Origin of the sequence: Cellulomonas fimi (assembly GCF_028527925.1) — a bacterium.
In the GTDB taxonomy this organism is placed as follows: domain Bacteria; phylum Actinomycetota; class Actinomycetes; order Actinomycetales; family Cellulomonadaceae; genus Cellulomonas; species Cellulomonas fimi_C.
The window spans coordinates 1-22,675 of the sequence record NZ_JAPESW010000032.1; the positions used below are offsets into that span (position 1 = coordinate 1).

The window sequence follows — 22,675 nt, forward strand, 5'->3', positions numbered from 1 at the left end:
GCGTCCCTCTCCCCCGGACCCGCCCGCCCTCGGGCATGCGTCGTCGGCTCCCCGACGACGCTGGCGGGCATGACCGACGACCCCCACGGCCTCGTCTGGAACCCCGACCGCGACGCCCCTGACCGCCACGACCCTGACCGCGAGACGAGCGACGACGTCCCGGCGCCGGACGCCTCGACCTGCGGCACGCGTGCGCCTGCGCACGGCGACGACTGGTCCGACGTCCCGTGGCTGCTCGACCCCGCCGTCCCCGGCGACGGCGGCCTGCCGCGGGTCCCCACCAGGCCGCTGCGTGCGCACGAGGACGTCCTGGACCTGCTCCTGGAGGTCGTGGGGCCCGAGCGGGCCGGACCGCCCGCACTGTGGTTCGTCCTGCTCGACGCCGACGACCGGTGCCTGCCGGTGGTGCTGCCGCTCGCCGAGGTCCCGCTCACGGCGTCGCCGGGCGTCGCCGCGCACGTGATGCACGTGCTGGCGTCGGTGCTCGACCGCGACGCTCCCGGCGGTTCGGTGCTCGTGGGGCTCGTGCGCGCGTCCGGCGGTGACCGAGGGACGTTCGAGACGTCGTGGGCGCCGGTGTTGCGGGACGCCGCGGACGAGCACGGTGCCCGCATCCGTGCCGTCGCGGCGATCGGTGCGAGCCGTGCACGCGTGATCGAGTGGTGACCGGCGCCGCACCGTCCGGATGCGGCGCGTCGACGTCGTCAGGCGGGGCCGGGCGCCACGTCGTCGATCGCCGCGAGCTGCTCGAGCGTCGGCTCCCACAGGATGCTCGTGGCGTTCGCGCGCAGCTGCTCGGGCGTGCGCGCGCCCGCGATGACGCTGGTGACGGCCGGCTGCGCCGCGAGGCCGCCGAGCGCGAGGGTCGGCAGGTCGATGCCCCAGTCCGACGCGAGACCGGCCAGCGCCTCGATGCGGTCGAAGTCCGCGGCGGCGAGCCGCTGCGGCATGCGAGTGAGGCGGCTCCCCTCCGGCGCCCCCGCCCCGCGCTGGTACTTGCCGGTCAGCAGGCCGGACGCGAGCGGGACGTACGGGATCAGGCCGACGCCGGTCCGCTCGAGCGCCGGGACCAGCTCGGCCTCCGCGCCTCGGTCGAGCAGGTTGTAGCGGTTCTGGGCCGACACGAACGGCGTGGTGAGCGTCGTGCGGGCCGTCCAGTCGGCGTCGACGACCTGCCACGCCGCGAAGTTCGACGACCCGACGTACAGCACCTTGCCCTCGGTCACGAGCTCGTCGAGCGCGGCCAGGGTCTCGCCGATCGGCGTCACCGGGTCGGGCGCGTGCAGCTGGTACAGGTCGATGCGGTCCGTGCCCAGTCGCTGGAGCGACCCCTCGACCGCGCGGCGCACGTACCGCCGCGACCCGCGCGCACCCCAGTCGGTGCCGGCGAGGCCCCCGACGTCCATCCCGAACTTGGTCGCGACGACCACGTCGTCACGACGGCCGCGCAGCGCCGCACCGAGCAGCTCCTCGCTCTGGCCGGGACGCCCGCCGTACACGTCGGCGGTGTCGAAGAACGTGATGCCCGCGTCCAGGGCGGCGTCGACGAGCGGGCCCACCCCCTCCGGCGGTAGCGTCGCACCGAACGTGTTGCAGCCGAGTCCGGCGACGGAGACGGTGAGGCCGCTGGCCCCGAGCCGGCGGAAGGACATGGTCGGCGCAGAGGTCGTCGTCATCCGCAGCACTCTACGTCCCGGTCAGGCAGCGGCCACTCAGCAGAAACCGGGTCGCTCGGGTGCGGGCCCTCCTCCCTGTCGGCGGCGGCCGTTCACCAGACCTTCACGGCTTCCTGGAACACTGAGAGGTCGACCGCCGTTGACAACGGTGGAAGTTCTCACTCGACGGCCGGAACCCGGCACGGAGGTCCCCAGATGGCAAACCGGTCCCTGCGCGGCATGCGCATCGGGTCCCACAGCATGGAGACGGACGAGGGCGTCGACTTCGCCCCCCGCCTCCAGGCGCACTACGACTGCCCCAACGGGCACACCATCATCCTGCCGTTCTCGGTCGAGGCCGAGGTCCCGGTGGTGTGGGAGTGCCGTTGCGGCGCCGAGGCGCTGCTGCGGGACGCGTCCAAGCCCGAGGCGAAGGCGGGCAAGCCCGCTCGTACGCACTGGGACATGCTGCTCGAGCGCCGCACGATCGGCGAGCTCGAGGAGCTCCTCGACGAGCGCCTGGGTCTCCTGCGCGCCGGGAAGCTGCGCCGCAGCGCCTGACGCCCCGCGCCGAGGCACGCCCCCGCCTCAGCGCACCCGCGCGCTCCGCGTCCTGCCGAACGCTCCCGCCACCTGGCGGGAGCGTTCGCGTATCCCCCACCGGGTGACGCTCAGCAGCGCCTCCGCCACGATCGCCCGGCTCATCTTCGACCGCCCGACCTCGCGCTCGACGAACGTGATGGGCACCTCGACGACGCGCGCACCCGCCCGGACGGCGCGCCAGGCCATGTCGACCTGGAAGCAGTAGCCCTGCGACGCGACCTCCCCGAGCGGCAGCGACCGCAGCAGGTCGGCGCGGTACGCGCGGAAGCCGCCGGTCGCGTCGCGCAGCGGGATGCCCAGGACGAGACGCGTGTAGGTGTTGCCGCCGAGGGAGAGCACCTTGCGGTGCGACGGCCAGTTCACGACGCTCCCGCCCGGAACCCACCGGCTCCCGAGGACGAGGTCGGCGCCGGCCGTCGCGTCGAGCAGCCGCGGCAGGTCCTGGGCGCGGTGCGAGCCGTCGGCGTCCATCTCGACCACGACGTCGTAGCCGCGGGCGAGCGCCCACCCGAACCCCGCGACGTACGCGGTACCGAGACCGAGCTTGCCGGTGCGGTGCAGCACGGCGATCGAGCGGGGGGCGTCGGCCGACGCGGCCTCGTCGGCTGCGATCTTCTCGGCGAGCTCGCCCGTCCCGTCCGGTGAGCCGTCGTCGACGACGAGCACGTCGGCCGTCGGCACGTGCTCGCGGAGGCGCTCGAGGACCACCGGGATGTTCTCGCGCTCGTCGTACGTCGGGATCACGACGAGCACACGTGCCGCGCTGGGGTTCATGCCGCGCTCTCTTCTCGGTCCGGACGGGGCACGCGGCGGGCACCGAGAGCTCCGGCGACCACCATGCACACCGCGAGGGCGTCGACGACGAGCCCGGGCCAGGGGCCCAGCGCCGTCGCCGGTGTCCAGGTGGTGCGCAGGGGCAGGTCGGCGACCATCTGCTCGGCGGTGAACAGACCGGTCTGCTGGCTCACGGTCCCGTCGGGACCGATCACCGCGCTCACGCCGACGGTCGAGATCTGCACCGTCGCGCGGCCGTGCTCGACGGCCCGCAGCCGCGACATCGCGAGCTGCTGGGTCGACTCGTCGCTCCGGCCGAAGGACGCGTTGTTCGTCTGGACGACGAGCACCTCTCCCCCGGCGCGCACCGCGTCCCGGACGAGCGAATCGTAGGCGACCTCGAAGCAGATGACGTCGCCGATGCCCACGGTGCGACCCAGACGCTCCGACTCGAGCGGCACGTACCCGGGCCGGTCCCCCGGCAGCATGTCACGCGTGACCGTGTCGACGGCCGACGAGAAGTTGCGGACGAACGACCGCATCGGGATGTACTCGGCGAACGGCGCCGGGTGCTGCTTCGTGTACGTCGCGACGACGCCCTCGCCGGGGACCCACAGGACCGCGGTGTTGTAGCGGCCCCCCTCGGGCGGGTACTCGACCGTCCCGACGAGCATCGGGGCGTCGACGGCGCTCGCGGCGGAGTCGATGAGGTCGGCGGCGCGCTCGTCGACCTGCGGGTCGATGTCGGTGCCGTTCTCGGGCCACAGCACCACGTCGAGCTCGCCGGGCTCGACCTGGTCGAGCAGCGCGAGGGTGCCGGTCACGTGGTTCGCGAGGACCGCCGACCGCTGCCCGAACGCGTCGAGGCCCGTGCCGGGCACGTTCCCCTGCACCGCTCCGACGCGCAGCTCGCCGGCCTGCGCGGCCGTCGCGAGCGGCACCATCACGCCGCCCACCGCGACGACCGCGGCGAGGGCGACGGCACCGGTGGCACGCAGCACGCGCCCGCGCGCGACTGTGACCGCACCGCGTGCCAGGAGCACGCCGACCACGACGACGAGCGCGGAGACGAGCGGCGTGCCACCCCACGAGGCGAAGGCGACGAGCGGCGAGTCGGCTTGCGAGAACGCGAGCCGGCCCCACGGGAAGCCGCCGAACGGCCACGTCGAGCGGAGGTCCTCGGCCGCGACCCACAGCACGGTGAAGACGACGACCTGGAGGCCGCCGTTGCGCCACACCGCCTCCCCGCGGCGTGCCCACGCCCAGGCGGCGCCGAACAGCGCGACATAGGACGCCTCGAGCACGGTGAGGGCGAGCCACGGCACGACGCCGACGGCGTCGCCCGCCCAGGTGATGAGCGGCCCGAAGAAGGCGAGGCCCCAGACGAACCCCACGAGGGCGTTCCACCGCGCGCTGTCGCGGCGCATCGCGAGGTACAGCAGCGCCATCCCGACGAACGCGGCCGGCCACCAGCCGGGAGCCGGGAACGCGGCGCGCGTGACCAGGCCGCTGATCAGGGCGAGGCCGACCGCCCACCAGCGGGAGGGTTGACGCGCGAGCACCGCGCAAGAGTACGACAGCGGGTTGTGAGCCTCCGCGGGTGGTCGGGAAGCGCCGGGTGGTGAGCCCCGCGCGGGCGGCGCTGGAAGCGATCCCCTACCGACCGGCCCGCGTGTCCTTCGTACCGGTCCGCGCGCGCGGCGCGACCGTTGTCTGTTGAACACGCGGGCCCGGTCGGAGCCCAGGGATCCGCCCACCGGGCCTCGTCGGGAACCGTCGGCCGCCGACTGCTGCGTCGGCCCGCTGACGGTCTCGCCCGACCGGTCCCCCCCGGTCACGGATACCTTCAGGAACCTACCGAGATCGGCGGAGGTGTCAAGGCGCCGTCCTCGCAGGTGGTGGACCTCTGCCCAGGTCACCACGGCGCCGATCCGGGCCGGCACCCCGTGCGGTGCGGCGTGTCGTGTGGCGTGTCGCGAGAATCGGACATGCGTCCAGATGGCGACCGCGGCGGCAGCCGCAGAAGTTTCACCCGCTCGGGCCTCATGCCCGACCGCCCGGCCGTCCGGCAGCGCGGACCGCGGGCGCGCGATCGCGGATCAGCCGAGCGCGTCGAACAGCACGACACCGTCGCGCACGGTGCGCAGGCAGCGAGGCGTGTCCTCGTCCGGACCGAGGTACGGCAGCAGCGGGGTGCCCGCGCGTGCGTCGGTGCTCCACGACGCCAGCCGACCGTCGGGCGCCTGCACCACCAGGTGGTCGGCCCGCCACACCGCGAGGTGCGCGGGGGCGCCGACCCGCAGCTCGCCCGCCCCCGTGTGGTCGAGGCCCGCGAGCCGCCACCCGCCGCGCGTCGACGCGCGGAACGCGGCCCGCGCGGAGATCCGCTGCTCGGGCGCGGTGTGCAGGACGGCGGCCCGGACCCCCGCCCACGGGTCGACGGGCGTCACCGGCGAGTCGGACCCGAACGCGAGCGGGATGCCGGCACCGGCGAGGTCGGCGAGCGGGTTGAGCGCGGCCGCACGCCCGGCGCCGAGCCGGGTCGCGTACATGCTCTTCTCGCCACCCCAGGTGGCGTCGAAGGCGGGCTGCACGCTCAGCCGCACACCGAGCAGGATCAGCGACGCCAGCGTGGGCGCGTCGACCATCTCCGCGTGCTCCAGGCGGTGCCCGGCACGGCCGATCGCCTCGACGCCCTCGACGTCGGCGGCGGCGCGCAACCCGAGGGCGACCTCGTCCATCGCGCGGTCGCCGATCACGTGGAAGCCGCCCTGCACGCCGGCGCGCGTCACCGCGGTCACGTGGTTCGCGATCTGCTCCGCCGACAGGTACAGCGCGCCGCTCCCCTCGGCGTCCGCGTACGGGGTGCGCAGCGCGGCGGTGCGCGACCCGAGCGAGCCGTCGACGTTGAGGTCACCGCCGATGCCGGTCAGGCCGGGGATCGCGGCGAGGATCTCGCGCGCGTCGTCGACGGTCACGCACAGCTCGCCGCGGTACCCGACGACGAGCGGCAGCCGGCTCGCGGCGTCCGCGGTCGTCGCCAGCAGCTCCACGAGCCCGTCGCGCGTGTCGATGAACGGCGCGCTGAGCTCGTGCACCGACACCACGCCCCGGGACGCCGCGTGCTCAAGGGCGCGGCGGTACAGCGCGGAACGCCGCTCCGGCGTCAGGCGGCGCGCCGCCTCACGGGCCGCGTGGTGCGCCTCGCGCTCGACCCGGCCGTCGTCGGACCACCCGGGCAGCCGGTCGAGACCCTCGGCCTGCGCGAGCGCGGTCGACACGACCGCGGAGTGCACGTCGACGCGCGCCAGGTAGACGGGGGCGCCCCCGGCGGCGGCGTCGAGCTCGGTGCGCGTCGGCGGCCGCCCCTCGGGCCACTCGAGCTCGTCCCAGCCGAACCCGAGGAGCGGGGTCCCCGCGTCGGTGGCGGGACGCTCGCGGGCGGCACGTGCGACGGCGTCGAGCGCGTCCGCGAGGGACCGGACGCCCACGTCGGCGGACAGCGCGACGCTCTCGAGCGCGAGGCCCGTCTCGAGGACGTGCACGTGCGCGTCGACGAAGCCCGGCGCGACGAGCGCGCCGTCGAGGTCGACGACCTCGTCGGCGCGTGCGGCCAGTCCGTCGGCGGTGTCGTCGTCGCCGAGCCAGGCCACGACGCCGTCGTCGACGAGCAGCGCCTGCGCGAACGGGTCTGCCGGGGAGTGGATGACGCCGTTGCGGTAGAGGGTCGCGCTCACATCGGCTCACGATAGGGCAGGTCAGCGCGTCGCACCCGGGCGAAATCGGGACGGATCGCCATGCGTGGGACCGTCGGCCCCGTCACAGCGGTCGCGTCAGACCGACGAGTACGCCACGACGCCGCGCCGGACGGCGTCGACGGCCCGTCGTGCGGTGGTGCGGGTCCGCTCGTGCGGGGCGGCCTGGGCGACCTGATCGAGCACGTCGATGACCTGCTTGCACCACCGCACGAAGTCGCCCGCGGACAGGTCGCCGCCGCGCAGCACGGCGTCGAGGCTGCGGCCGGCGGCCCAGCGGTGGACGGCCTCGACGAGCCCCAGGTCGAGCGGCACGGTCGTCTCCAGCCGGTGCTCGGCCTCGAGGTCCTCGAGCTCCGACCAGGCGCGCAGGGTGCCGTCGAGCGCGACGCCGAGACGGCTCGCGGGGCCACCGGGGACGTGCGGGTCGCCCTGGTCCTCACGCCGGGACCGGTACACGAGCGTCGAGACGGCCGCGGCGAGCCCGGGCGGGTCGAGCTCGTCGAACGTGCCGCGGCGCAGGCACTCGGCGAGCAGCAGGTCGTTCTCGGCGTACAGCCGGCGCAGCCAGCGGCCGTCGTCGGTGACCTCCAGCGCGCCGTCCGTGCGGTCCAGGTAGCCGAGCCGGACGAGGACGTCGCAGATCCGGTCGAACACCGCGGCGATCGACCCCGTGCGTCCCTCGATGCGGCGCACGAGGGCGTCGTGCTCGCCGCGCAGCCGGTCCCAGCGCTCGGCCCAGCGGGCGTGCTCGTCACGGTCGGGGCACGCGTGGCAGGGGTGCGCGCGCAGCCGGCGGCGCAGCTCCGCGATCTGCGCGTCGTCCTGCGCGGCGGTGTGCCGCGGCGGGCGTCCGCGGCGGGCGCCCGGCCGGCGCTCGCCGCGCGGGTCGCCGTCACCCACGGCGCCCGACGCGACGGAGGACCGCAGCGCGGCGGCGAGCTCGCGGCGGGCGGCGGGGACGCGGGCGCTGAATCCCTTCGGGACGCGCAGCCGGCCGACGGTGCGGGCGCCGGTGCCGACGTCGGCGACGGTGAGGCGCCGCACCTGCCGGTCGGTCGTGAGGACCATGGGCCGCGGGCCGTCGAAGCCTCCGGCGCCGCCCGGGTCGATCACGACGGCGTGCCCGGAGCGTCGTCCGACGGGGATCTCGAGCACGTCGCCGACGTGCAGACCCTCCAGCGAGCGGGCGACGTCGGCGCGGCGGGCGGCGGCTGCGGCACGGGACTGGTCGCGCTCGAGCCGGGTGATGTCGCGCCGGATGCGCGCGTACTCGGCGAAGTCGCCGAGGTGGCAGCGCATCGCCTCGGCGTACCCGTCGAGCGCCTCGGCGTGCAACTGCGCCTGCCGGGCCAGCCCGACGACGCCGCGGTCCGCCTGGAACTGCGCGAACGACGTCTCGAGCACCTCGCGCGCGCGGTCACGGCCGACCTGCGCGACGAGGTTGACGGCCATGTTGTACGTGGGCCGGAAGCTCGAGCGCAGCGGGTACAGGCGCTTGGACGCGAGGCCCGCGAGCTGCACCGGGTCGAGCCCGGCGTGCGCGACGACCACCGCGTGCCCCTCGGTGTCGATCCCGCGCCGGCCCGCACGCCCGGTGAGCTGCGTGTACTCCCCCGGCGTGATGTCGACGTGGTTCGACCCGTCCCACTTGACGAGCTTCTCGAGCACGACCGAGCGGGCCGGCATGTTGATGCCCAGCGCCAGGGTCTCGGTCGCGAACACGACCTTGACGAGCCCGCGCGAGAACAGGTCCTCGACGGTCTCCTTGAACAGCGGCAGCATGCCCGCGTGGTGCGCCGCCACGCCCCGCGTCAGCGCGTCGAGCAGGTCCCAGTACCCCAGCACGTCGAGGTCCTCGGGCGGGACCGCCGCGCACCGCTCCTCGACGATCCGCCGGATCGTCGCTTGCTCGGCCGGGTCCGTGAGGCGCACACCGGCGGCCAGGCACTGCTGCACGGCGCCCTCGCACCCGGCGCGGGAGAAGATGAACACGATCGCCGGCAGCAGCTCGTCCTTGTCGAGCGCGTCGACGACCGCGAACCGCGGCGTCGGACGCCCGAACACCGCACCACCGCCCGGACGGTGCCCGCCGCGGCCGCGGTAGCCGCGGTCGCCCGGACCGCGTCGCCCCGGACCCTCCGAGCGCTCGCCGCGGCGCAGCAGCTGCACGAGGTCGGGGTTGATCGGCGGGTCGACGCCGGGGTCGGTGGGGTCCACGTGCCCCGCGTACAGGTCGAGCAGGTCGCCGCGGACCAGGACGTGCTGCCCGAGCGGCACGGGTCGGTGCTCGCTGACCACGACCGAGGTGTCGCCGCGCACCGTCGCGAGCCAGTCGCCGAACTCCTCCGCGTTGGACACCGTCGCCGACAGCGACACGAGCTGCACGTCGTCCGGGAGGTGGATGATGACCTCCTCCCAGACCGGTCCGCGGAACCGGTCGGCGAGGTAGTGCACCTCGTCCATCACGACGAAACCGAGCCCGGCCAGGGTCTGCGAGCCCGCGTAGAGCATGTTGCGCAGCACCTCGGTCGTCATGACGACGACCGGCGCCTCCCCGTTGATCGTCGTGTCACCCGTGAGCAGCCCGACCCGCTCCGGGCCGTACCGGCGCACCAGGTCGCCGTACTTCTGGTTCGACAGCGCCTTGATCGGCGTCGTGTAGAACGCCTTCCGGCCACCCGCGAGGGCGAGGTGCACCGCGAACTCCCCCACGACCGTCTTGCCGGCCCCGGTGGGCGCCGCGACGAGGACGCCGCTGCCGCGCTCGAGCGCCGCGCACGCGTCGAGCTGGAAGTCGTCGAGGGGGAAGCTCAGCAGCTCGCGGAACTCCGCGAGCTCACCGCGCTCCGTCTCCGCGCGGCGGCGCGCCGCCGCGTACCGCTCGGCGGGCGACGGCTCCGCGGACACCGTCGACGTGCCGGGACCGGAGGACGGACGACGCCTGCGAGACACCACACGCACACCCTAGGCACGTGGGGGCGCGTCGCACGCGACGGACCACGGGCACGCCGACCGGTCACCGGCCCGGCCGCGCTCGCGGGCGGCTCACGCGAGGACGGACAGCGCCCCGGGATCGACCTGCACGCGCAGCGGCAGCGGCCCGACGCGCTCCCCGTCCGCGAACGCCGCGGGCGGCACCGACCCGGCCTCGGCGAGCGGCTCGATCAGCACCGCGCGGCTGCGCAGCACGGTCACGGCCGGGTGGTGCACGTGCCGGCCCTGGTAGATGCCCGGGAAGATCCGCGTGACGGCCGTCCGTGAGAGCGGCCCGGCGACGACGACGTCGAGCAGGCCGTCGTCGACGCGCGCGTCCGGGGCGATCCGCAGCCCGCCGCCGAACGACGGCACGTTGGCGACCGCGACGAGCGTCCCGGCGGACTCCCACGTCCGGTCGTCGAGGGTGACGCGGTAGCCGTAGGGCCGGAACGACGCGAGCTCGGCGGCCAGCGCGCGGACGTAGCGCGCCGAGCCGCGCGGCCACGTCATGGTGTTCGCGCGCGCGTTGACGGCGGCGTCGATGCCGCACGACAGCACGCCGAGGTACCACTCGTGCGCCGAGTGCTCGGGGGTCCCGACGCGCACGGCGTCGATCCGGCGCGGACCGGTGTCGAGGGCCCGTTCGACGACGTCGACGGACGCCTCCACGTCGCCGCGCGGGAGGCCCAGGGCGCGCGCGATGTCGTTGCCGGTGCCGGCAGCGACGATCCCGAGCGGCAGGGCCGTGCCGGCGACGACGTTGGCGCCCAGGTGCACCATCCCGTCGCCGCCCACGACGACGAGCGCGTCGAGGCCCTGGACCGCCGCGGCACGCGCCCGGTCGGTCGCCTGCGCGAGCGTCGGCGCGGACAGGTCCTCGACCTTGAGGCCGCGGGCCACGAGCAGCTCGTGGACGTGACGTCCCGCGGCGGCGCCTCGACCCTTGCCCGCCGTCGGGTTCACGACGACGCCGACGTGCCTCACGTGGCGGCAGGCTCGGCGTCGTCCGGGAACGTGCCGTCGAGACGCGGCAGCCCCGCCGCGACACGGCGGCGGTCGACCCGACGGTCGTGCACCGTGCAGATCACCAGCGCCCCCGCGTAGAGGAGGCAGATCGGGATCGCGACCGCGATCATCGTGATCGCGTCCGGCGTCGGCGTCATGATCGCGCTGAACGTGAACGCGATCATCACCGCCCACCGCCAGCCCTTGCGCCACGTCGCGGCCGTGCCGAGCCCCGCGAAGTTGAGCGCGACCATCACGACCGGCAGCAGGAACGCGAGACCGAACACGAGCATCACGCGCATGACGAACCCGAGGTACGTCTGCGCGTCGACCAGGTTCGTCGCGCCCGACGGCGTGAACTCGATGAGCAGCTGCACGGCGTGCGGCAGCACGTACCAGGCCAGCAGCGCGCCCCCCAGGAACAGGGGCACCGCCGCCCCGAGGAAGCCGAACGCGTACCCGCGCTCGCGGCGCGTCAGCCCCGGCGTGATGAACGCCCACAGCTGGTACAGCCACCACGGGCTCGACAGGATCACGCCGAGGAAGATCGTGATCTTGACCCGCATGTCGAACGGCGCGGCCACACCGGCGAAGTTCAGCGAGACGAGCCCGTCACGCGTCGATCCGGCCGCCTCCAGCGGTTGCTGGATGGCCTCGAAGACGGGGTCGTAGAAGATCCAGGCGAGCACGGCGCCCAGGACGACACCGACGGACGCGAGGACGAGGCGCTTCCTCAGCTCGAGGAGATGGGCCCGCAGCGGCATCCTGCCGCCGGGGTCGCGCCCGCGGCGGGAGCTGCTCACGCGGTCAGACCTTCGGAGGCGTGGTGCCCTCGGTCGGCTCGTCGGGACGCTTGTCGTCGTCCCGCAGGTCCTTCACCTCGGACTTGAAGATCTTCATCGACTGGCCGACGCTCTTGGCGAGCCCCGGGAGGCGGTTCGCCCCGAACAGCAGCAGGACGACCAGCACCAGCACGATGATGTGCCAGGCGCTCAGGTTTCGGATCACGGGGCTACCTCCGTCGCGGTGCGAGTCCCGCGCATCCTAACCCCGCCGGACCTGTCCGGATGCTCCCTCAGCTCCAGTACGCACGCCACGACTGCCGCGTCCGCGCGTGCTTCTCCGCACGGTCGGCACGGCGCGCGTGACGCTCCTCGCGCAGCACCGCGCGACGCTCCCGCAGCGGTCCGCGAGGCGCCAGCACGGTCGGTCCGGTGTCGACCCGGTTCTCCGCCGCCAGCGCCTGCAGCTCGGCCAGCCGGTCGGACAGCTGCTCCCACGTCTGCCCGGCCCTCGCGAGCTCGCGCCCGAGCGCGAGCCCCGACCGCCACAGGCGTCGCCCGAGGACGAACGCGCCGGCGAGCGTGCCCACGACCAGCACCGTCCACACGGTGAACCACAGCACGGCGTCAGCCCTCCTCGTCCGCGAGCGGACCGTACGCGGCGAGCGCCGCCCGCGCGGCCGCCGCGACCTCCGTCGCCACCCGGGCCGGGCGCACGTCGAGCACCTCGTCCGCGACCTGCAGCACCAGGTGCCGCAGCCACGCCGGGCGCAGGACGCGCAGGTCCACCTCGAACGAGCCGTCGTCGAGGTTGCGCACGGCCTCCACGGGCGTGCTCTCTGCGACCCAGCGCGCCGAGCTGCGCAGGTGCAGCGTCACGAGCTCGCCGTCGGGGCCGGGCTGGAACTCCGCCGCGTCCGGCGCGACCGTGTGGTCCGCGACCGGTGCGTCGAGGACCTGCGCCGCCAGGATCCGGTCCACCCGGAACAGGCGCTCACCGTCCACCAGGCGGCACCACGCGAGCAGGTACGACCGCTCGTCGTCCGTGACCAGGCGCAGCGGGTCCACGTCCCGCTCGGTCGTCACGTCGGAGGCGTCGACGTAGCGCAGGTGCAGCCGCCGGCCGTTGCGCAGCGCCGTCGCGACCGCCGTCGCCACCTCGGGGGCGGCGTCCAGACCGAGGCGTACGTCGAGCGCCGCGGCCGCGTCACCCGCCGCCGTCGTGAGCTTGTCGAGCGCCGACGACAGCACCGCCGACTGCTCCGCGTCGAGCGCCGGGCGCAGCGACGAGTCCAGCGCCCGCAGCGCCGCGAGCAGCGCGACCGCCTCACGCGCCCCGAGACGCAGGGGCCGCGTCATCCCGCGCGACTCCGTCAGCCGTACCACGCCCTGCTCGTACGACGCCGCGTCGAAGTCGATCAGGTCGTGCGGGAAGTACCCCGGCGTTCCCGTGACCCACAACGTGTCGATGTCCGACAGCACCTGGTCCGCGGTCACCCCGAACTGCTCCGCGATCTCCTCGACCGGGACGCCCGCGTGCCGGTCCAGGTACGTGATCATCCCGAGCATGCGCAGCAGGCGGTCGCTCGCGCGCTCAGCCATCCGTCCCACCCCCGACCGTCGTGCGGTCCAGCGTCGCCGCCGTCCGCAGCAGGTGCAGCACCGCGTGCCGCACGCTCGGCGGGTCCAGCACGACCACCGCGTCGCCGTACCCGACGAGCTCCTCCGCGAGCTCCCAGTCGAGCCGGAACGGCACGTGCACCACGTCGCGGTGCGCCAGCACGGCAGCCAGCCGCGGGTCGGAGCGCACGTCCGGCGCGTCGTCGGGCGCCGGCACCGCACGCGCCCGCGCCGCACCCGCACGCTCCGGCAGCACCGCGAGCGTCGCGACCCGCTCCGGCCGCTCCTCCCACGGGTGCAGCGCCGACGCGAGCTCCTCCGCGGGCGGTGGTTCGAACGCACCCGGCGCGCCCACCAGACGCACCGTCCCCTCGACCCGGCTCAGCCGGAACGAGCGCGGCGCGTCGCGCTCGCGGTCACGCCCCACCAGCAGCCAGCCCCCGCGGCGCGCGAGGAGCTTCCACGGCTCGACGGTCCGCTCCCGCACCTCACCCGTGTTCGCCGCGCGGTACACGAACCGCACGACCTGCCGCGCCTGCACCGCGTCGAGCAGCGGGCCGATCGCCCCGCCCCCCGAGCGCACGCGCGGCGCGAGGCCCGCGACGAGGTCCGTGGACTGCGGCGCCGCGCCGACCGCACGCAGCTTCGTCAGCGCACGGGACGTGTCCGCGCGCAACGACTGGTCCTGCCACACCTGAGCCGCCATCGCCAGCACACCGAGCTCTCCCGCCGTGAGGTCCAGCGGTGCGAGCGCGTACTGCTCGGCGTCGATCCGGTAGCCGATGTCGTCCCCGTGACCCGCGTCCGTGACCGTCAGGACCGGGATCCCGAGCTCGCGCAACGTGTCCTTGTCCCGCTCGAACATCCGCTCGAACGCGTCGTCCGACGGCGCGTCCTGGTAGCCGGCGACGCTCGCGCGCACCTGCTCCTTGGTCATGCGGCCGGACGTGTTCACGAGGGCGATGACGAGGTTGAGCAGGCGCTCGGCGGGCGGGATCGCGGGGGGCATCGGGGAACACGGTAGCCGCCCCGGTACGGTGGGGCCGTGATCACGTGGCGTTCGGGTGTCGTCGTCGCGAGCGGGACGGCCTGGCCGGGCGCACAGGAGCTCACGGTGGCCCTCGACGACCCGGGCACCGGCCCCCTGCCGGACACCGTCCGGGCGCTCGCCTACCCCGCCCTCGTCGGCTCCCCCGGCGTCGGCGACCGGGTCCTGCTCAACGTCTCCGCGCTGGCCCGCGGGCTCGGCACCGGCGGGTACGCGCTCGTCGCCGCCCCCGGCGGCGAGCTCCCCGCCGATCCACCCCCCGGTCCCGGGCACCTCGTCAAGGCCCGCTACACCCCCCTCCAGGCGATGGTCCTGGGCGTCGACGACCAGGAGTCCCCCCACCACGAGACGCTGCGCGACGCGGACGACCTCGACGGCCTGCCCGTCGTCGTCGCCGACCTGCACTCCGCGCTCCCCGCGATCGTCGCCGGCGCCCGGTACGCCGCCGCCCGCGCCGGCCGGCCCGCACCCACGGTCGCCTACGTCATGACCGACGGTGGCGCCCTCCCCGCCTGGTTCTCCCGCACCGTCGCCGGCCTGCGTGACGCCGGCTGGATCGACGCCTGCGTCACCACCGGCCAGGCGTTCGGCGGCGACCACGAGGCCGTCACCGTCCACACCGGGCTCCTCGCCGCGCGGCACGTCGTCGGCGCCGACCTCGTCGTCGTCGCGCAAGGACCGGGCAACCTCGGCACCGGCACCCGCTGGGGCTTCTCGGGCGTCACCGCCGGGGAGGTCGTCAACGCCGCCGCGACCCTCCGCGGCCGCCCCGTCGCCTCCCTGCGCGTGAGCGGCGCCGACCCCCGCGAACGCCACCTCGGCGTCTCGCACCACTCGCTCACCGCCTACGGGCGCGTCGCGCTCGCGGCCGCCGACGTCCCCGTGCCGGTGTTCGACCCGGACCCCGAGGGCGGGCTCGACGCGCTCGGCCGGCGCGTGCGGCACCAGGTCGCCGCGCTCGCTGCGCCGCACGGGCGGCACCGCCTGGTCGACGTCGAGGCCGGTCCGAACCTGCTGAGCGCGCTCGCGGGCGCGCCCGTGCGGCTGTCGACCATGGGACGCGGGCTCGACGACGACCCGGCCGCGTTCCTCGCGGCCGCCGTCGCGGGCGTGCACGCGGTCGACCTGCTGACGTCCGCGCCCTGAGCGCGCCGTCGCTCGGGGTCAGTCGTCCCGGGAGGTGCGGGTGTGCTGCGCGACGAGCGTCGCGAGCCGGCGTGCCTCGGCCTCCGCGAGCTCGCCGTCGGCGCGCTGGATGCCCATGACGGCGAGCGTGTCCCCGTCGCCCAGGTCGAGCTGCACCCACGGCCGGCCGTGACCGAACCGGACCGACACGATCTCGGACCACTCGAGCCGCCGCGTGAGCATCAGGTTGCGGACGGTCAGGCCACTGTCGTCCGCACGCGCGCTCACGGTCGCCTGCCGCCAGCAGAACCACGCGATGAGCAGGCCGACGAGCGCGAAGCCGGCGCGGTCCAGCGGTCCGGCGTTCGGCAGCACCACGATGATGACGGCGGTGAGCACCAGGACCACCACGGCCAGCGCGAGCGTCACGAAGCGCGCGAGCCGCGGCCGGAAGACCGTCGGGGTGGCCACGGTGACCGTCACAGACGGCACGCGTGGATCGAGGTCACGAGGATCGCGCGCGCACCGAGGTCGTAGAGGGCGTCCATGACGCGGTTGGTCTGCGACCGCTGCACCATCGCGCGGACCGCGGCCCACTCGCGGTTGTGCAGCGGCGAGACGGTGGGCGACTCGAGACCGGGCGTGATCGCGACGGCCTGCTCGACGAGCGCGAGCGGGACGTCGTAGTCGATCAGCACGTACTCGCGTGCGGTGAGCACGCCCTGCAGTCGTCGGGTGAGCACGTCGAGACCCGTCGGCTCGTCGGTGCCCGCGCGGCGGACCAGGACGGCCTCCGAGCGCAGGATCGGCTCGCCGAAGATCTCGAGCCCGGCGGCCTTGAGCGTGGTGCCGGTCTCGACCACGTCCGCGATGACGTCCGCGACCCCGAGGCGGGTCGCGGTCTCGACCGCGCCGTCGAGGCGCACGATGCCGGCGGCGTTCACGCCGCGCTCGGCGAGATAGGCGGCGACCAGGCCCGGGTACGACGTAGCCACGCGGCGACCCTCGACGTGCGCGACGTCGCTCATCTCGCCGACCGGCGCGGCCCAGCGGAAGGTCGAGCGGCCGAAGCCGAGCGCGAGGTGCTCGACGGCCGCCGACTCCGAGTCGAGCAGCAGGTCGCGGCCTGTGATGCCGACGTCGACCGTCCCGGCGCCCACGTACACCGCGATGTCGCGCGGGCGCAGGAAGAAGAACTCGACGTCGTTGTCCGGGTCGGGCAGGACGAGCTCACGGGAGTCGCGGCGCTGGCGGTAGCCGGCCTCCCGGAGCATCTCGGCGGCGGGCTCGGAGAGCGAGCCCTTGTTGGGGACGGCGATCCTCAGCACGGGGGTCCTATCGGGGGTGTCGGTGCGGGCGGCGGCAGGCTCAGAGGTGCGTGTACACGTCGTCGAGCGTGAGCCCGCGGGCCAGCATGAGCACCTGCAGGTGGTACAGCAGCTGGGAGATCTCCTCGGCGGTCCGCTCGTCGCTCTCGTGCTCGGCGGCCATCCACACCTCGGCGGCCTCCTCGACGATCTTCTTGCCGATCGCATGGACGCCGCCGTCGAGCTCGGTCACGGTGCGGGAGCCGGCGGGGCGGGTGGCCGCCTTCTCGGCGAGCTCGGCGAACAGGACGTCGAAGGTCTTCACGTCGGACAAGCCTAGACGCGCGTCCGGGGTGGCCCGTCGCGCGTCCGCCTGTCAGGCGCCGGCCCCTCCCCTCCGGGCTGAGCACGGCGTGCGGTGAGCCGGAGATGCGGCGTGGGGTGCGGGCATGTCGGACATACACATGCAATGGCCTGTTATCGCACATCTCGGACCCGATGGTGCCGGAACACACCGGCGTCCACCTGCACCGCGTCCGCCTGCACCCGTCGGGCGGCCGCGGGTCGGCAGCGGCCCGTGTCGCGGGCACGGGCGCGACCCACGCACGCGCCTCGCTCCTCCCCCCTTCCCCACGCGCAGCGCACCCCCGGGCTCCGGCGACGGCCCCGGGGGTGCTGTGCGGGCTGAGGGGCCCGGGGTCAGGCGGTGACCTCGCGCCGCTCCCCCGCCGGCACCGCGGGCTCCTCGCCGCGCGCACGGAGCCACACGGTGAAGCCGTAGATCACGACGCCCGCGTAGACGACGTAGAGGACCGCCGACGGGTAGTAGCCCGCCGAGACCAGCAGCGGGACACCGACGACGTCGACCGCGATCCAGATGAGCCAGAACTCGATCCAGCCGCGCGCCATGCCGTACGTCGCGAGCAGCGAGCCGACGAAGATCCACGCGTCGGCCCACGGCCCCCACGAGCCGAGCGCCGAGAACAGGGCCGCGAAGCCGACCGTCCCGAGGACGGCCACGCTCCCGATGAGCACCCACCCGCGGGGTCCGGCCCACCGCGGCACGACCGCCGGGGTGTCGGCCGGCGCACCGTGCTCGAGCGCCGCGCGCTGCGTCTGCCGCCAGCGCACCCACCCGTAGACGGAGACCGCGACGAAGAAGACCTGGCGCCCCGCCTGGCCGTACAGGTCGGTCTGCTGCGGGGTGTGGAACACGCCGCCCAGGAAGACGGTGAACAGCAGGACGTTGCCGACGATGCCGACGGGCCACGCCCAGACGCGGCGACGCAGGCCGCCCACCGCTGACGCGAGGCCGAACAGGTTGCCGACGATCTCCCGCCAGAGGATGTCGTGGCCCGCGATCGTCAGGGTCGCGTCGAACAGCCAGCCGAGCGGCCCCACGTCACAGGCTCCGCAGCGTGACAGCGGTCGCGACGGCGGCCTCCGCGGCCTCGGCGCCCTTGTCCTCGCGCGAGCCCTCGAGGCCCGCGCGGTCGAGGGCCTGCTGCTCGTCGTCGCACGTGAGGACGCCGAACCCGACGGGCACGCCCGTCCGGACGGCGACGTCGGTGAGGCCGAGCGTCGCGCCCTGGCACACGTACTCGAAGTGCGGGGTGCCGCCGCGGATGACGACGCCGAGCGCGACGACCGCGTCCGACGTGCGCGCGGCGACGGCGGCCGCGACGGGCAGCTCGAACGTGCCGGGCACGCGCACGACGCGCACGTCCGTGACGTTCGCGTCCGCCAGTGCGCGGTGCGCGCCGGCGAGCAGCCCGTCCATCACGGTCGTGTGCCAGCTCGCGGCGACGACGGTGACGCGCAGGCCGGTGCCGTCGACGGTCAGGGTGGGTGCTCCGGCACCGCTCATGCCAGGTCCTCCAGGTTCTCGAACGTGTGGTCGGTGGTGTCGGCGCCGGGCGTCGCCGGGGCGGCGAGCACGGGCCGGACGGGGATCGGGTCGCGCTGAGCGCCGGTCGGCAGGTGCAGCAGGTGCCCCATCGACGTGGCCTTGGTGCGCAGGTACGCCTCGTTCTGCGGGGTGCGGCCGACCTCGAGCCCGCGGACCTCCGCGACGTCGATGCCGTGCGCGCGCAGGCCCGCGACCTTGGCGGGGTTGTTCGTCAGCAGGCTGACGCGTCGCACGCCGAGGTCGGCGAGGATCGCGGCGGCGGCCCCGTACTCGCGCCGGTCGGCGGGCCAGCCGAGGTCGAGGTTCGCCTCGACGGTGTCGCGCCCCTCGTCCTGCAGCGCGTACGCGGCGACCTTCGCGAGCAGGCCGATCCCCCGGCCCTCGTGCCCGCGCAGGTAGACGACCGCACCGCCCTGCTCGGCGGCGAGCTCCAGGGCCGCGTCGAGCTGCGGCCCGCAGTCGCACCGCGCCGAGCCGAACGCGTCGCCCGTGAGGCACTCGGAGTGGACCCGTACGACCGGTGTGGTCGCGAGGCCGCGGGTCGGCACGAGCGCGACGTGCTCGTCGCCCGTGCGCAGGTCGCGGTACCCGTGGATGCGGAAGTCGCCGTGCCGCGTCGGCAGGTAGGCGGAGTGCGTCGCGTGCACGCGCTCGCGCAGCGGCGCGGCCGCCGGGTCGACGGGCTCGACGTCGTCGTGCGCGGTGCGCCACGCGACGATGTCCTCGATCGTCAGCAGCACGAGGCCCTCGGCCTGCGCGAGCGCCGACGCGTCCGGCAGGCGGGTCATGGAGCCGTCGTCGTGCACGAGCTCGGCGATCGCGCCGACGGGCTCGAGACCGGCGAGGCGGCACAGGTCGACGGCGGCCTCGGTGTGACCCGCGCGGTGCAGGACGCCGCCCGGGACGGCGCGCAGCGGCAGGACGTGACCAGGGCGGATGAGGTCCTCGTGCCCGGAGGCCGGGTCGGCGAGCACCCGCAGCGTGCGGGCACGGTCGGACGCGGAGATGCCGGTCGTCACGCCGGTCGCGGCGTCGACCGTGACCGTGTAGGCGGTGCGTCGGGGGTCCTGGCTGTGCGGGACCATGAGCGGCAGGTCGAGCGCGTCGGCGCGGGCCGCCGGCATCGGGGCGCAGAGGTAGCCCGACGAGTGCCGGATGGTCCAGGCGACCCACTCGGGCGTCGCGGACTGCGCGGCGAGGATGACGTCGGCCTCGTTCTCGCGGTCGGGTGAGTCGGCGACGAGGACGGGCCGGCCGGCGCGCAGCGCGTCGAGCGCGTCCTCGACGGTGCCGAGCCGCACGTCGCTCACCGGGCGGTCCCAGCGGTGGCGAGCAGGCGCTCGGTGTACTTCGCGAGGACGTCGACCTCGAGGTTGACGCGCGCGCCGGGCGCGAGGGTGCCCAGCGTCGTGACGGCGAGCGTCGTGGGGATGAGGGACACGCCGAAGGAGTCGTCGCCGACGTGCGTCACGGTGAGCGACACCCCGGAGACGGTGATCGAGCCCTTCTCGGCGACGTACCGCGCGAGCGCCGGGTCGAGGCCGATCTCCACGTCGTCCCAGCGCGGGCCGGGGGTGCGCGACAGCACGGTGCCGACACCGTCGACGTGGCCCTGCACGACGTGCCCGCCGTACCGGCCGCCGACCGCGAGCGCGCGCTCGACCTGCCGCTCATGGTCCCGCACAGCCAGGACCGCGCACGCGACCCCGGACCCCCAGCCCACCCAGGAGGCCTGAATGTTCACCGGCATCGTCGAGGAGATCGGCACGGTGGAGGCCGTCGAGCCCGGCACCGACGCCGACGGGGTCGTCACCGACGCCCGCCTGCGCGTGCGCGGCCCCCTCGTCACCTCGGACGCCCGGCTCGGCGACTCCATCGCCGTCAGCGGCGTCTGCCTCACCGTGACGGAGCTCCCCGGCGACGGGACGTTCACCGCCGACGTCATGCCCGAGACGCTGCGGGTGGTGAGGCGGAGGGCGTCGCCGATGGTGGTGACGCCGAGGTCGGCGACGGCTGCGGGTCCGGCGCCGAGCAGGACGGGGGCGACGTAGGCGTGCACCTCGTCGACGAGCCCGGCGCGCAGGAACGCGGCGGCGAGCGTGGGGCCACCCTCGACGAGGAGGTGGCGGACCTCGCGCTCGCCGAGGACGCGCAGCACCTCGGCGGGGTCGTGCGTGCGGACGTGGACGAGCTCGCCGCCGGGGCCGTGCAGGCGCGCGCCCGCGGGGACGTCACGGTGGCCGACGACGACGCGGAGGGGCTGGTCGGTGTGGAGCTCGCCAGCGGCGTTGCGGGCCGTGAGGGTGGGGTCGTCGGTGAGGACGGTGCCGGTGCCGACCGCGATCGCGTCGACCTGGGCGCGCAGGTCGTGCGCGTGGTGGCGGGCGACGTCGGAGGTGATCCACCGGCTGGTGCCGTCGGCGGCGGCGGCGCGTCCGTCGAGGGTCGTGGCGAGCTTGAGGGTCACGAAGGGGCGGCCGCGCTCGACGGACTGCAGCCACGTGCCGAGCAGCGTGCGCCCTTCGTCCTCGAGGACGCCGGTGAGGACGTCGACCCCGGCCTGCCGGAGCCGGTCGGCGCCGCCGGCGGCGACGGGGTTGGGGTCGGCCACGGAGACGACGACGCGGGCGACGCCGGCGGCGAGGAGCGCCTCGCTGCAGGGACCGGTGCGGCCCGTGTGGTTGCAGGGTTCGAGGGTGACGACAGCGGTGGCGCCGGTCGTGTCGTGGCCGCGGCGGGTCGCGTCGGCGAGGGCGGCGACCTCCGCGTGCGGGGTGCCGGCGCCGGCGTGCCAGCCCTCCCCCAGGACGACGCCCGCGGTCCCGAGCAGGACGCAGCCGACGCGTGGGTTGGCGCCGTGCCGGGGTCCACGCCGGGCGAGGAGGAGCGCCTGCCGGAGGGCGGCGATCTCGACGGGGGTGGCGGCGCTCGTGGGGATGGCCGCCCCGCGCGTCGCGCTCGCGGCCGCCGTTCGGGGGGCGCCGGTGGGGACGGGTGCACCGGTCGTCGTGCTCGTCATGGTCCACCTCCGGGCGCCGTCGAGCCCCGGGGTCGCGCAGGAGGGTGAGTCCTGCCACGGGACGACGCCGAGCGTCGCCCCGCCACGTACTTCCTCCCATCCGGACTTTCACCGTCGGTCCTGGAGTTCCACCAGGTCAACCGCCCGGTCCGTGAGGACCGTGCGGGTCGCGGACTGTCACCGCCGGCTCGGAATTACACCGACCCCGGAGCACGTGTTCGTGTTCTGCACTGCGCCAACGATCTTGCCACACGGTGAATCCCCGCCCGGCGGGCGTGGACGCGCGTCTCACTTCCCGGACGATCCGTCCGGCAGGTGGTCCGACCGCCAGGGCTGCCCGGCAGCCCGGTGGGCGGACCGTCAGCGCTGGTGGGCCGCGTCGGCCAGGGAGCGCAGCGCGGTGATCTCCCCGGCGACGTCGTCCGCGCCGTACACCGCGGAGCCCGCGACGAAGACGTTCGCTCCGGCCTCGGCGATCCGCCCGACCGTGTCGCGCGACACTCCCCCGTCGACCTGCACCCAGGTGTCCAGGCCGGCGGCGTCGATCGCGGCGCGCGTGCGGCGGATCTTCGGCAGAGTGCCCTCGATGAACGACTGGCCGCCGAAGCCGGGCTCGACGGTCATGACGAGCACCATGTCGACCTCGGCGAGCAGGTCGAGGAACGGCTCGACGGGCGTCGCGGGGCGCAGCGCGACCGAAGCCCGCACCCCGGCGGAGCGCAGCTCGCGCGCGAGCCGGACGGGTGCCTGCGCCGCCTCGGCGTGGAAGGTGACCGACGCGGCGCCGGCCGCGGCGTACTCGGGGGCCCAGCGGTCGGCGTCCTCGATCATCAGGTGGACGTCGAGCGGGACGGGTGACACCTCGGCGATGCGTCGCACGACCGGCAGCCCGAGCGTGAGGTTGGGCACGAAGTGGTTGTCCATCACGTCGACGTGCACGAAGTCCGCCGACGCGATCGCGGCGAGGTCGCGCTCGAGGTTCACGAAGTCGGCGGACAGGATGCTCGGGCTGATGAGGGCGGGCACGCGCCTCAGCGTAGTGAGCCGCGACCTCGGCCGCCGTGCCGGTCCTCCCCCGGGGCGCGACGCGCGCC

The 22,675-nt window shown here is 75.1% G+C and carries 22 protein-coding genes, 1 pseudogene and 1 riboswitch; of the genes and pseudogenes, 3 read left to right on the forward strand and 20 right to left on the reverse strand.

The features are described 5' to 3' along the window. The first annotated feature begins 69 nt into the window (after positions 1–69). Entirely contained in the window at positions 70–666 is a 597-nt protein-coding gene (locus OMK64_RS14245) for a hypothetical protein (RefSeq protein WP_272729031.1), read from the forward strand. Positions 667–704: 38 nt separating this feature from the next. On the opposite strand, the gene OMK64_RS14250 is transcribed toward OMK64_RS14245, so the two are convergent. Further along, complete coding sequence (locus OMK64_RS14250; RefSeq protein ID WP_272729060.1) at positions 705–1,652, reverse strand: aldo/keto reductase; 948 nt, start codon at positions 1,650–1,652, stop codon at positions 705–707. A gap of 219 nt (positions 1,653–1,871) precedes the next feature. Between OMK64_RS14250 and OMK64_RS14255 the strand changes: the two genes are divergently transcribed. Then, positions 1,872–2,216 carry an RNA polymerase-binding protein RbpA gene (locus OMK64_RS14255; protein WP_130781058.1) on the forward strand — a complete coding sequence of 115 codons (345 nt, stop codon included), beginning with the start codon at positions 1,872–1,874 and terminating at the stop codon, positions 2,214–2,216. A 27-nt stretch (positions 2,217–2,243) separates the two neighbouring features. Here OMK64_RS14255 and OMK64_RS14260 read toward each other — a convergent pair whose 3' ends face one another. The 10 genes from OMK64_RS14260 to OMK64_RS14305 all read right to left on the reverse strand — a co-directional run bounded on the left by OMK64_RS14260 (position 2,244) and on the right by OMK64_RS14305 (position 14,182). Further along, positions 2,244–3,032 carry a polyprenol monophosphomannose synthase gene (locus tag OMK64_RS14260; protein ID WP_272729032.1) on the reverse strand — a complete coding sequence of 263 codons (789 nt, stop codon included), beginning with the start codon at positions 3,030–3,032 and terminating at the stop codon, positions 2,244–2,246. Beyond that, positions 3,029–4,594: an apolipoprotein N-acyltransferase gene (gene lnt, locus OMK64_RS14265; RefSeq protein ID WP_272729033.1), complete on the reverse strand. Its 1,566-nt coding sequence runs from the start codon at positions 4,592–4,594 to the stop codon at positions 3,029–3,031. Before lnt ends, OMK64_RS14260 begins: the two co-directional genes overlap by 4 nt. 537 nt (positions 4,595–5,131) lie before the next feature. After that, positions 5,132–6,769: an amidohydrolase gene (locus OMK64_RS14270; RefSeq protein WP_272729034.1), complete on the reverse strand. Its 1,638-nt coding sequence runs from the start codon at positions 6,767–6,769 to the stop codon at positions 5,132–5,134. Between the two features lie 96 nt (positions 6,770–6,865). Beyond that, positions 6,866–9,745, reverse strand: a complete 2,880-nt coding sequence (locus OMK64_RS14275) for a DEAD/DEAH box helicase (RefSeq protein ID WP_374694101.1) — start codon at positions 9,743–9,745, stop codon at positions 6,866–6,868. Positions 9,746–9,835: 90 nt separating this feature from the next. Continuing rightward, a complete protein-coding gene (locus OMK64_RS14280; RefSeq protein ID WP_272729035.1) occupies positions 9,836–10,750 on the reverse strand; it encodes a diacylglycerol/lipid kinase family protein in 915 nt (304 codons plus the stop codon). Continuing rightward, positions 10,747–11,535: a twin-arginine translocase subunit TatC gene (tatC, locus tag OMK64_RS14285; RefSeq protein ID WP_272729062.1), complete on the reverse strand. Its 789-nt coding sequence runs from the start codon at positions 11,533–11,535 to the stop codon at positions 10,747–10,749. Before tatC ends, OMK64_RS14280 begins: the two co-directional genes overlap by 4 nt. 43 nt (positions 11,536–11,578) lie before the next feature. Then, entirely contained in the window at positions 11,579–11,779 is a 201-nt protein-coding gene (gene tatA, locus OMK64_RS14290) for a Sec-independent protein translocase subunit TatA (RefSeq protein WP_272729036.1), read from the reverse strand. A gap of 67 nt (positions 11,780–11,846) precedes the next feature. Next, on the reverse strand, positions 11,847–12,176 hold the full coding sequence (locus OMK64_RS14295) for a hypothetical protein (RefSeq protein WP_272729037.1): 330 nt from the start codon (positions 12,174–12,176) through the stop codon (positions 11,847–11,849). 4 nt (positions 12,177–12,180) lie between these two features. Beyond that, the gene (locus tag OMK64_RS14300; RefSeq protein ID WP_272729038.1) at positions 12,181–13,155 is read right to left on the reverse strand and encodes a helix-turn-helix transcriptional regulator; all 975 of its coding nucleotides are present in this window, start codon (positions 13,153–13,155) and stop codon (positions 12,181–12,183) included. After that, positions 13,148–14,182 (reverse strand): helix-turn-helix transcriptional regulator, encoded by a 1,035-nt coding sequence (locus OMK64_RS14305; protein WP_272729039.1) that lies wholly within the window; start codon positions 14,180–14,182, stop codon positions 13,148–13,150. Before OMK64_RS14305 ends, OMK64_RS14300 begins: the two co-directional genes overlap by 8 nt. A 36-nt stretch (positions 14,183–14,218) precedes the next feature. Between OMK64_RS14305 and OMK64_RS14310 the strand changes: the two genes are divergently transcribed. Next, on the forward strand, positions 14,219–15,367 hold the full coding sequence (locus OMK64_RS14310) for a DUF3866 family protein (protein WP_272729040.1): 1,149 nt from the start codon (positions 14,219–14,221) through the stop codon (positions 15,365–15,367). Between the two features lie 18 nt (positions 15,368–15,385). Here OMK64_RS14310 and OMK64_RS14315 read toward each other — a convergent pair whose 3' ends face one another. The 9 genes and pseudogenes from OMK64_RS14315 to rpe form a co-directional block, all read right to left on the reverse strand. Further along, positions 15,386–15,838 carry a PH domain-containing protein gene (locus tag OMK64_RS14315; RefSeq protein ID WP_272729041.1) on the reverse strand — a complete coding sequence of 151 codons (453 nt, stop codon included), beginning with the start codon at positions 15,836–15,838 and terminating at the stop codon, positions 15,386–15,388. Further along, the gene (gene hisG, locus OMK64_RS14320; protein WP_272729042.1) at positions 15,826–16,674 is read right to left on the reverse strand and encodes an ATP phosphoribosyltransferase; all 849 of its coding nucleotides are present in this window, start codon (positions 16,672–16,674) and stop codon (positions 15,826–15,828) included. Before hisG ends, OMK64_RS14315 begins: the two co-directional genes overlap by 13 nt. A gap of 40 nt (positions 16,675–16,714) precedes the next feature. Beyond that, positions 16,715–16,978 carry a phosphoribosyl-ATP diphosphatase gene (locus OMK64_RS14325; RefSeq protein ID WP_124342814.1) on the reverse strand — a complete coding sequence of 88 codons (264 nt, stop codon included), beginning with the start codon at positions 16,976–16,978 and terminating at the stop codon, positions 16,715–16,717. Between the two features lie 374 nt (positions 16,979–17,352). After that, entirely contained in the window at positions 17,353–18,054 is a 702-nt protein-coding gene (gene pnuC / locus OMK64_RS14330) for a nicotinamide riboside transporter PnuC (protein WP_272729043.1), read from the reverse strand. A 1-nt stretch (position 18,055) separates the two neighbouring features. After that, positions 18,056–18,520 carry a 6,7-dimethyl-8-ribityllumazine synthase gene (gene ribH / locus OMK64_RS14335; protein WP_272729044.1) on the reverse strand — a complete coding sequence of 155 codons (465 nt, stop codon included), beginning with the start codon at positions 18,518–18,520 and terminating at the stop codon, positions 18,056–18,058. Next, positions 18,517–19,872, reverse strand: coding sequence for a 3,4-dihydroxy-2-butanone-4-phosphate synthase (gene ribB / locus OMK64_RS14340; RefSeq protein ID WP_272729045.1), 1,356 nt, complete (start codon positions 19,870–19,872; stop codon positions 18,517–18,519). The genes ribH and ribB overlap by 4 nt, the downstream gene beginning before the upstream one ends. Further along, positions 19,869–20,438: a riboflavin synthase gene (locus OMK64_RS14345; protein WP_524536916.1), complete on the reverse strand. Its 570-nt coding sequence runs from the start codon at positions 20,436–20,438 to the stop codon at positions 19,869–19,871. The genes ribB and OMK64_RS14345 overlap by 4 nt, the downstream gene beginning before the upstream one ends. Positions 20,439–20,459: 21 nt before the next feature. Then, a pseudogene (ribD, locus tag OMK64_RS14355) lies at positions 20,460–21,581 on the reverse strand (bifunctional diaminohydroxyphosphoribosylaminopyrimidine deaminase/5-amino-6-(5-phosphoribosylamino)uracil reductase RibD); the annotation flags it as partial. Between the two features lie 82 nt (positions 21,582–21,663). Next, positions 21,664–21,799, reverse strand: a riboswitch (FMN riboswitch). A gap of 142 nt (positions 21,800–21,941) precedes the next feature. Next, entirely contained in the window at positions 21,942–22,607 is a 666-nt protein-coding gene (rpe, locus tag OMK64_RS14360; protein WP_272729046.1) for a ribulose-phosphate 3-epimerase, read from the reverse strand. Between the last annotated feature and the right edge of the window lie 68 nt (positions 22,608–22,675).

Bases quoted from the DNA above. Each gene is read 5' to 3' on its own strand.
- OMK64_RS14300 (WP_272729038.1), bottom strand. From the start codon at position 13,155: ATGGCTGAGCGCGCGAGCGACCGCCTGCTGCGCATGCTCGGGATGATC.
- ribH (WP_272729044.1), bottom strand. From the start codon at position 18,520: ATGAGCGGTGCCGGAGCACCCACCCTGACCGTCGACGGCACCGGCCTG.
- OMK64_RS14305 (WP_272729039.1), bottom strand. From the start codon at position 14,182: ATGCCCCCCGCGATCCCGCCCGCCGAGCGCCTGCTCAACCTCGTCATC.
- OMK64_RS14260 (WP_272729032.1), bottom strand. From the start codon at position 3,032: ATGAACCCCAGCGCGGCACGTGTGCTCGTCGTGATCCCGACGTACGAC.
- OMK64_RS14250 (WP_272729060.1), bottom strand. From the start codon at position 1,652: ATGTCCTTCCGCCGGCTCGGGGCCAGCGGCCTCACCGTCTCCGTCGCC.
- OMK64_RS14255 (WP_130781058.1), top strand. From the start codon at position 1,872: ATGGCAAACCGGTCCCTGCGCGGCATGCGCATCGGGTCCCACAGCATG.
- tatC (WP_272729062.1), bottom strand. From the start codon at position 11,535: ATGCCGCTGCGGGCCCATCTCCTCGAGCTGAGGAAGCGCCTCGTCCTC.
- OMK64_RS14345 (WP_524536916.1), bottom strand. From the start codon at position 20,438: ATGGAGTCGCCGAGCCGGGCGTCCGAGGTGACGAGGGGGCCGCGCACG.
- OMK64_RS14245 (WP_272729031.1), top strand. From the start codon at position 70: ATGACCGACGACCCCCACGGCCTCGTCTGGAACCCCGACCGCGACGCC.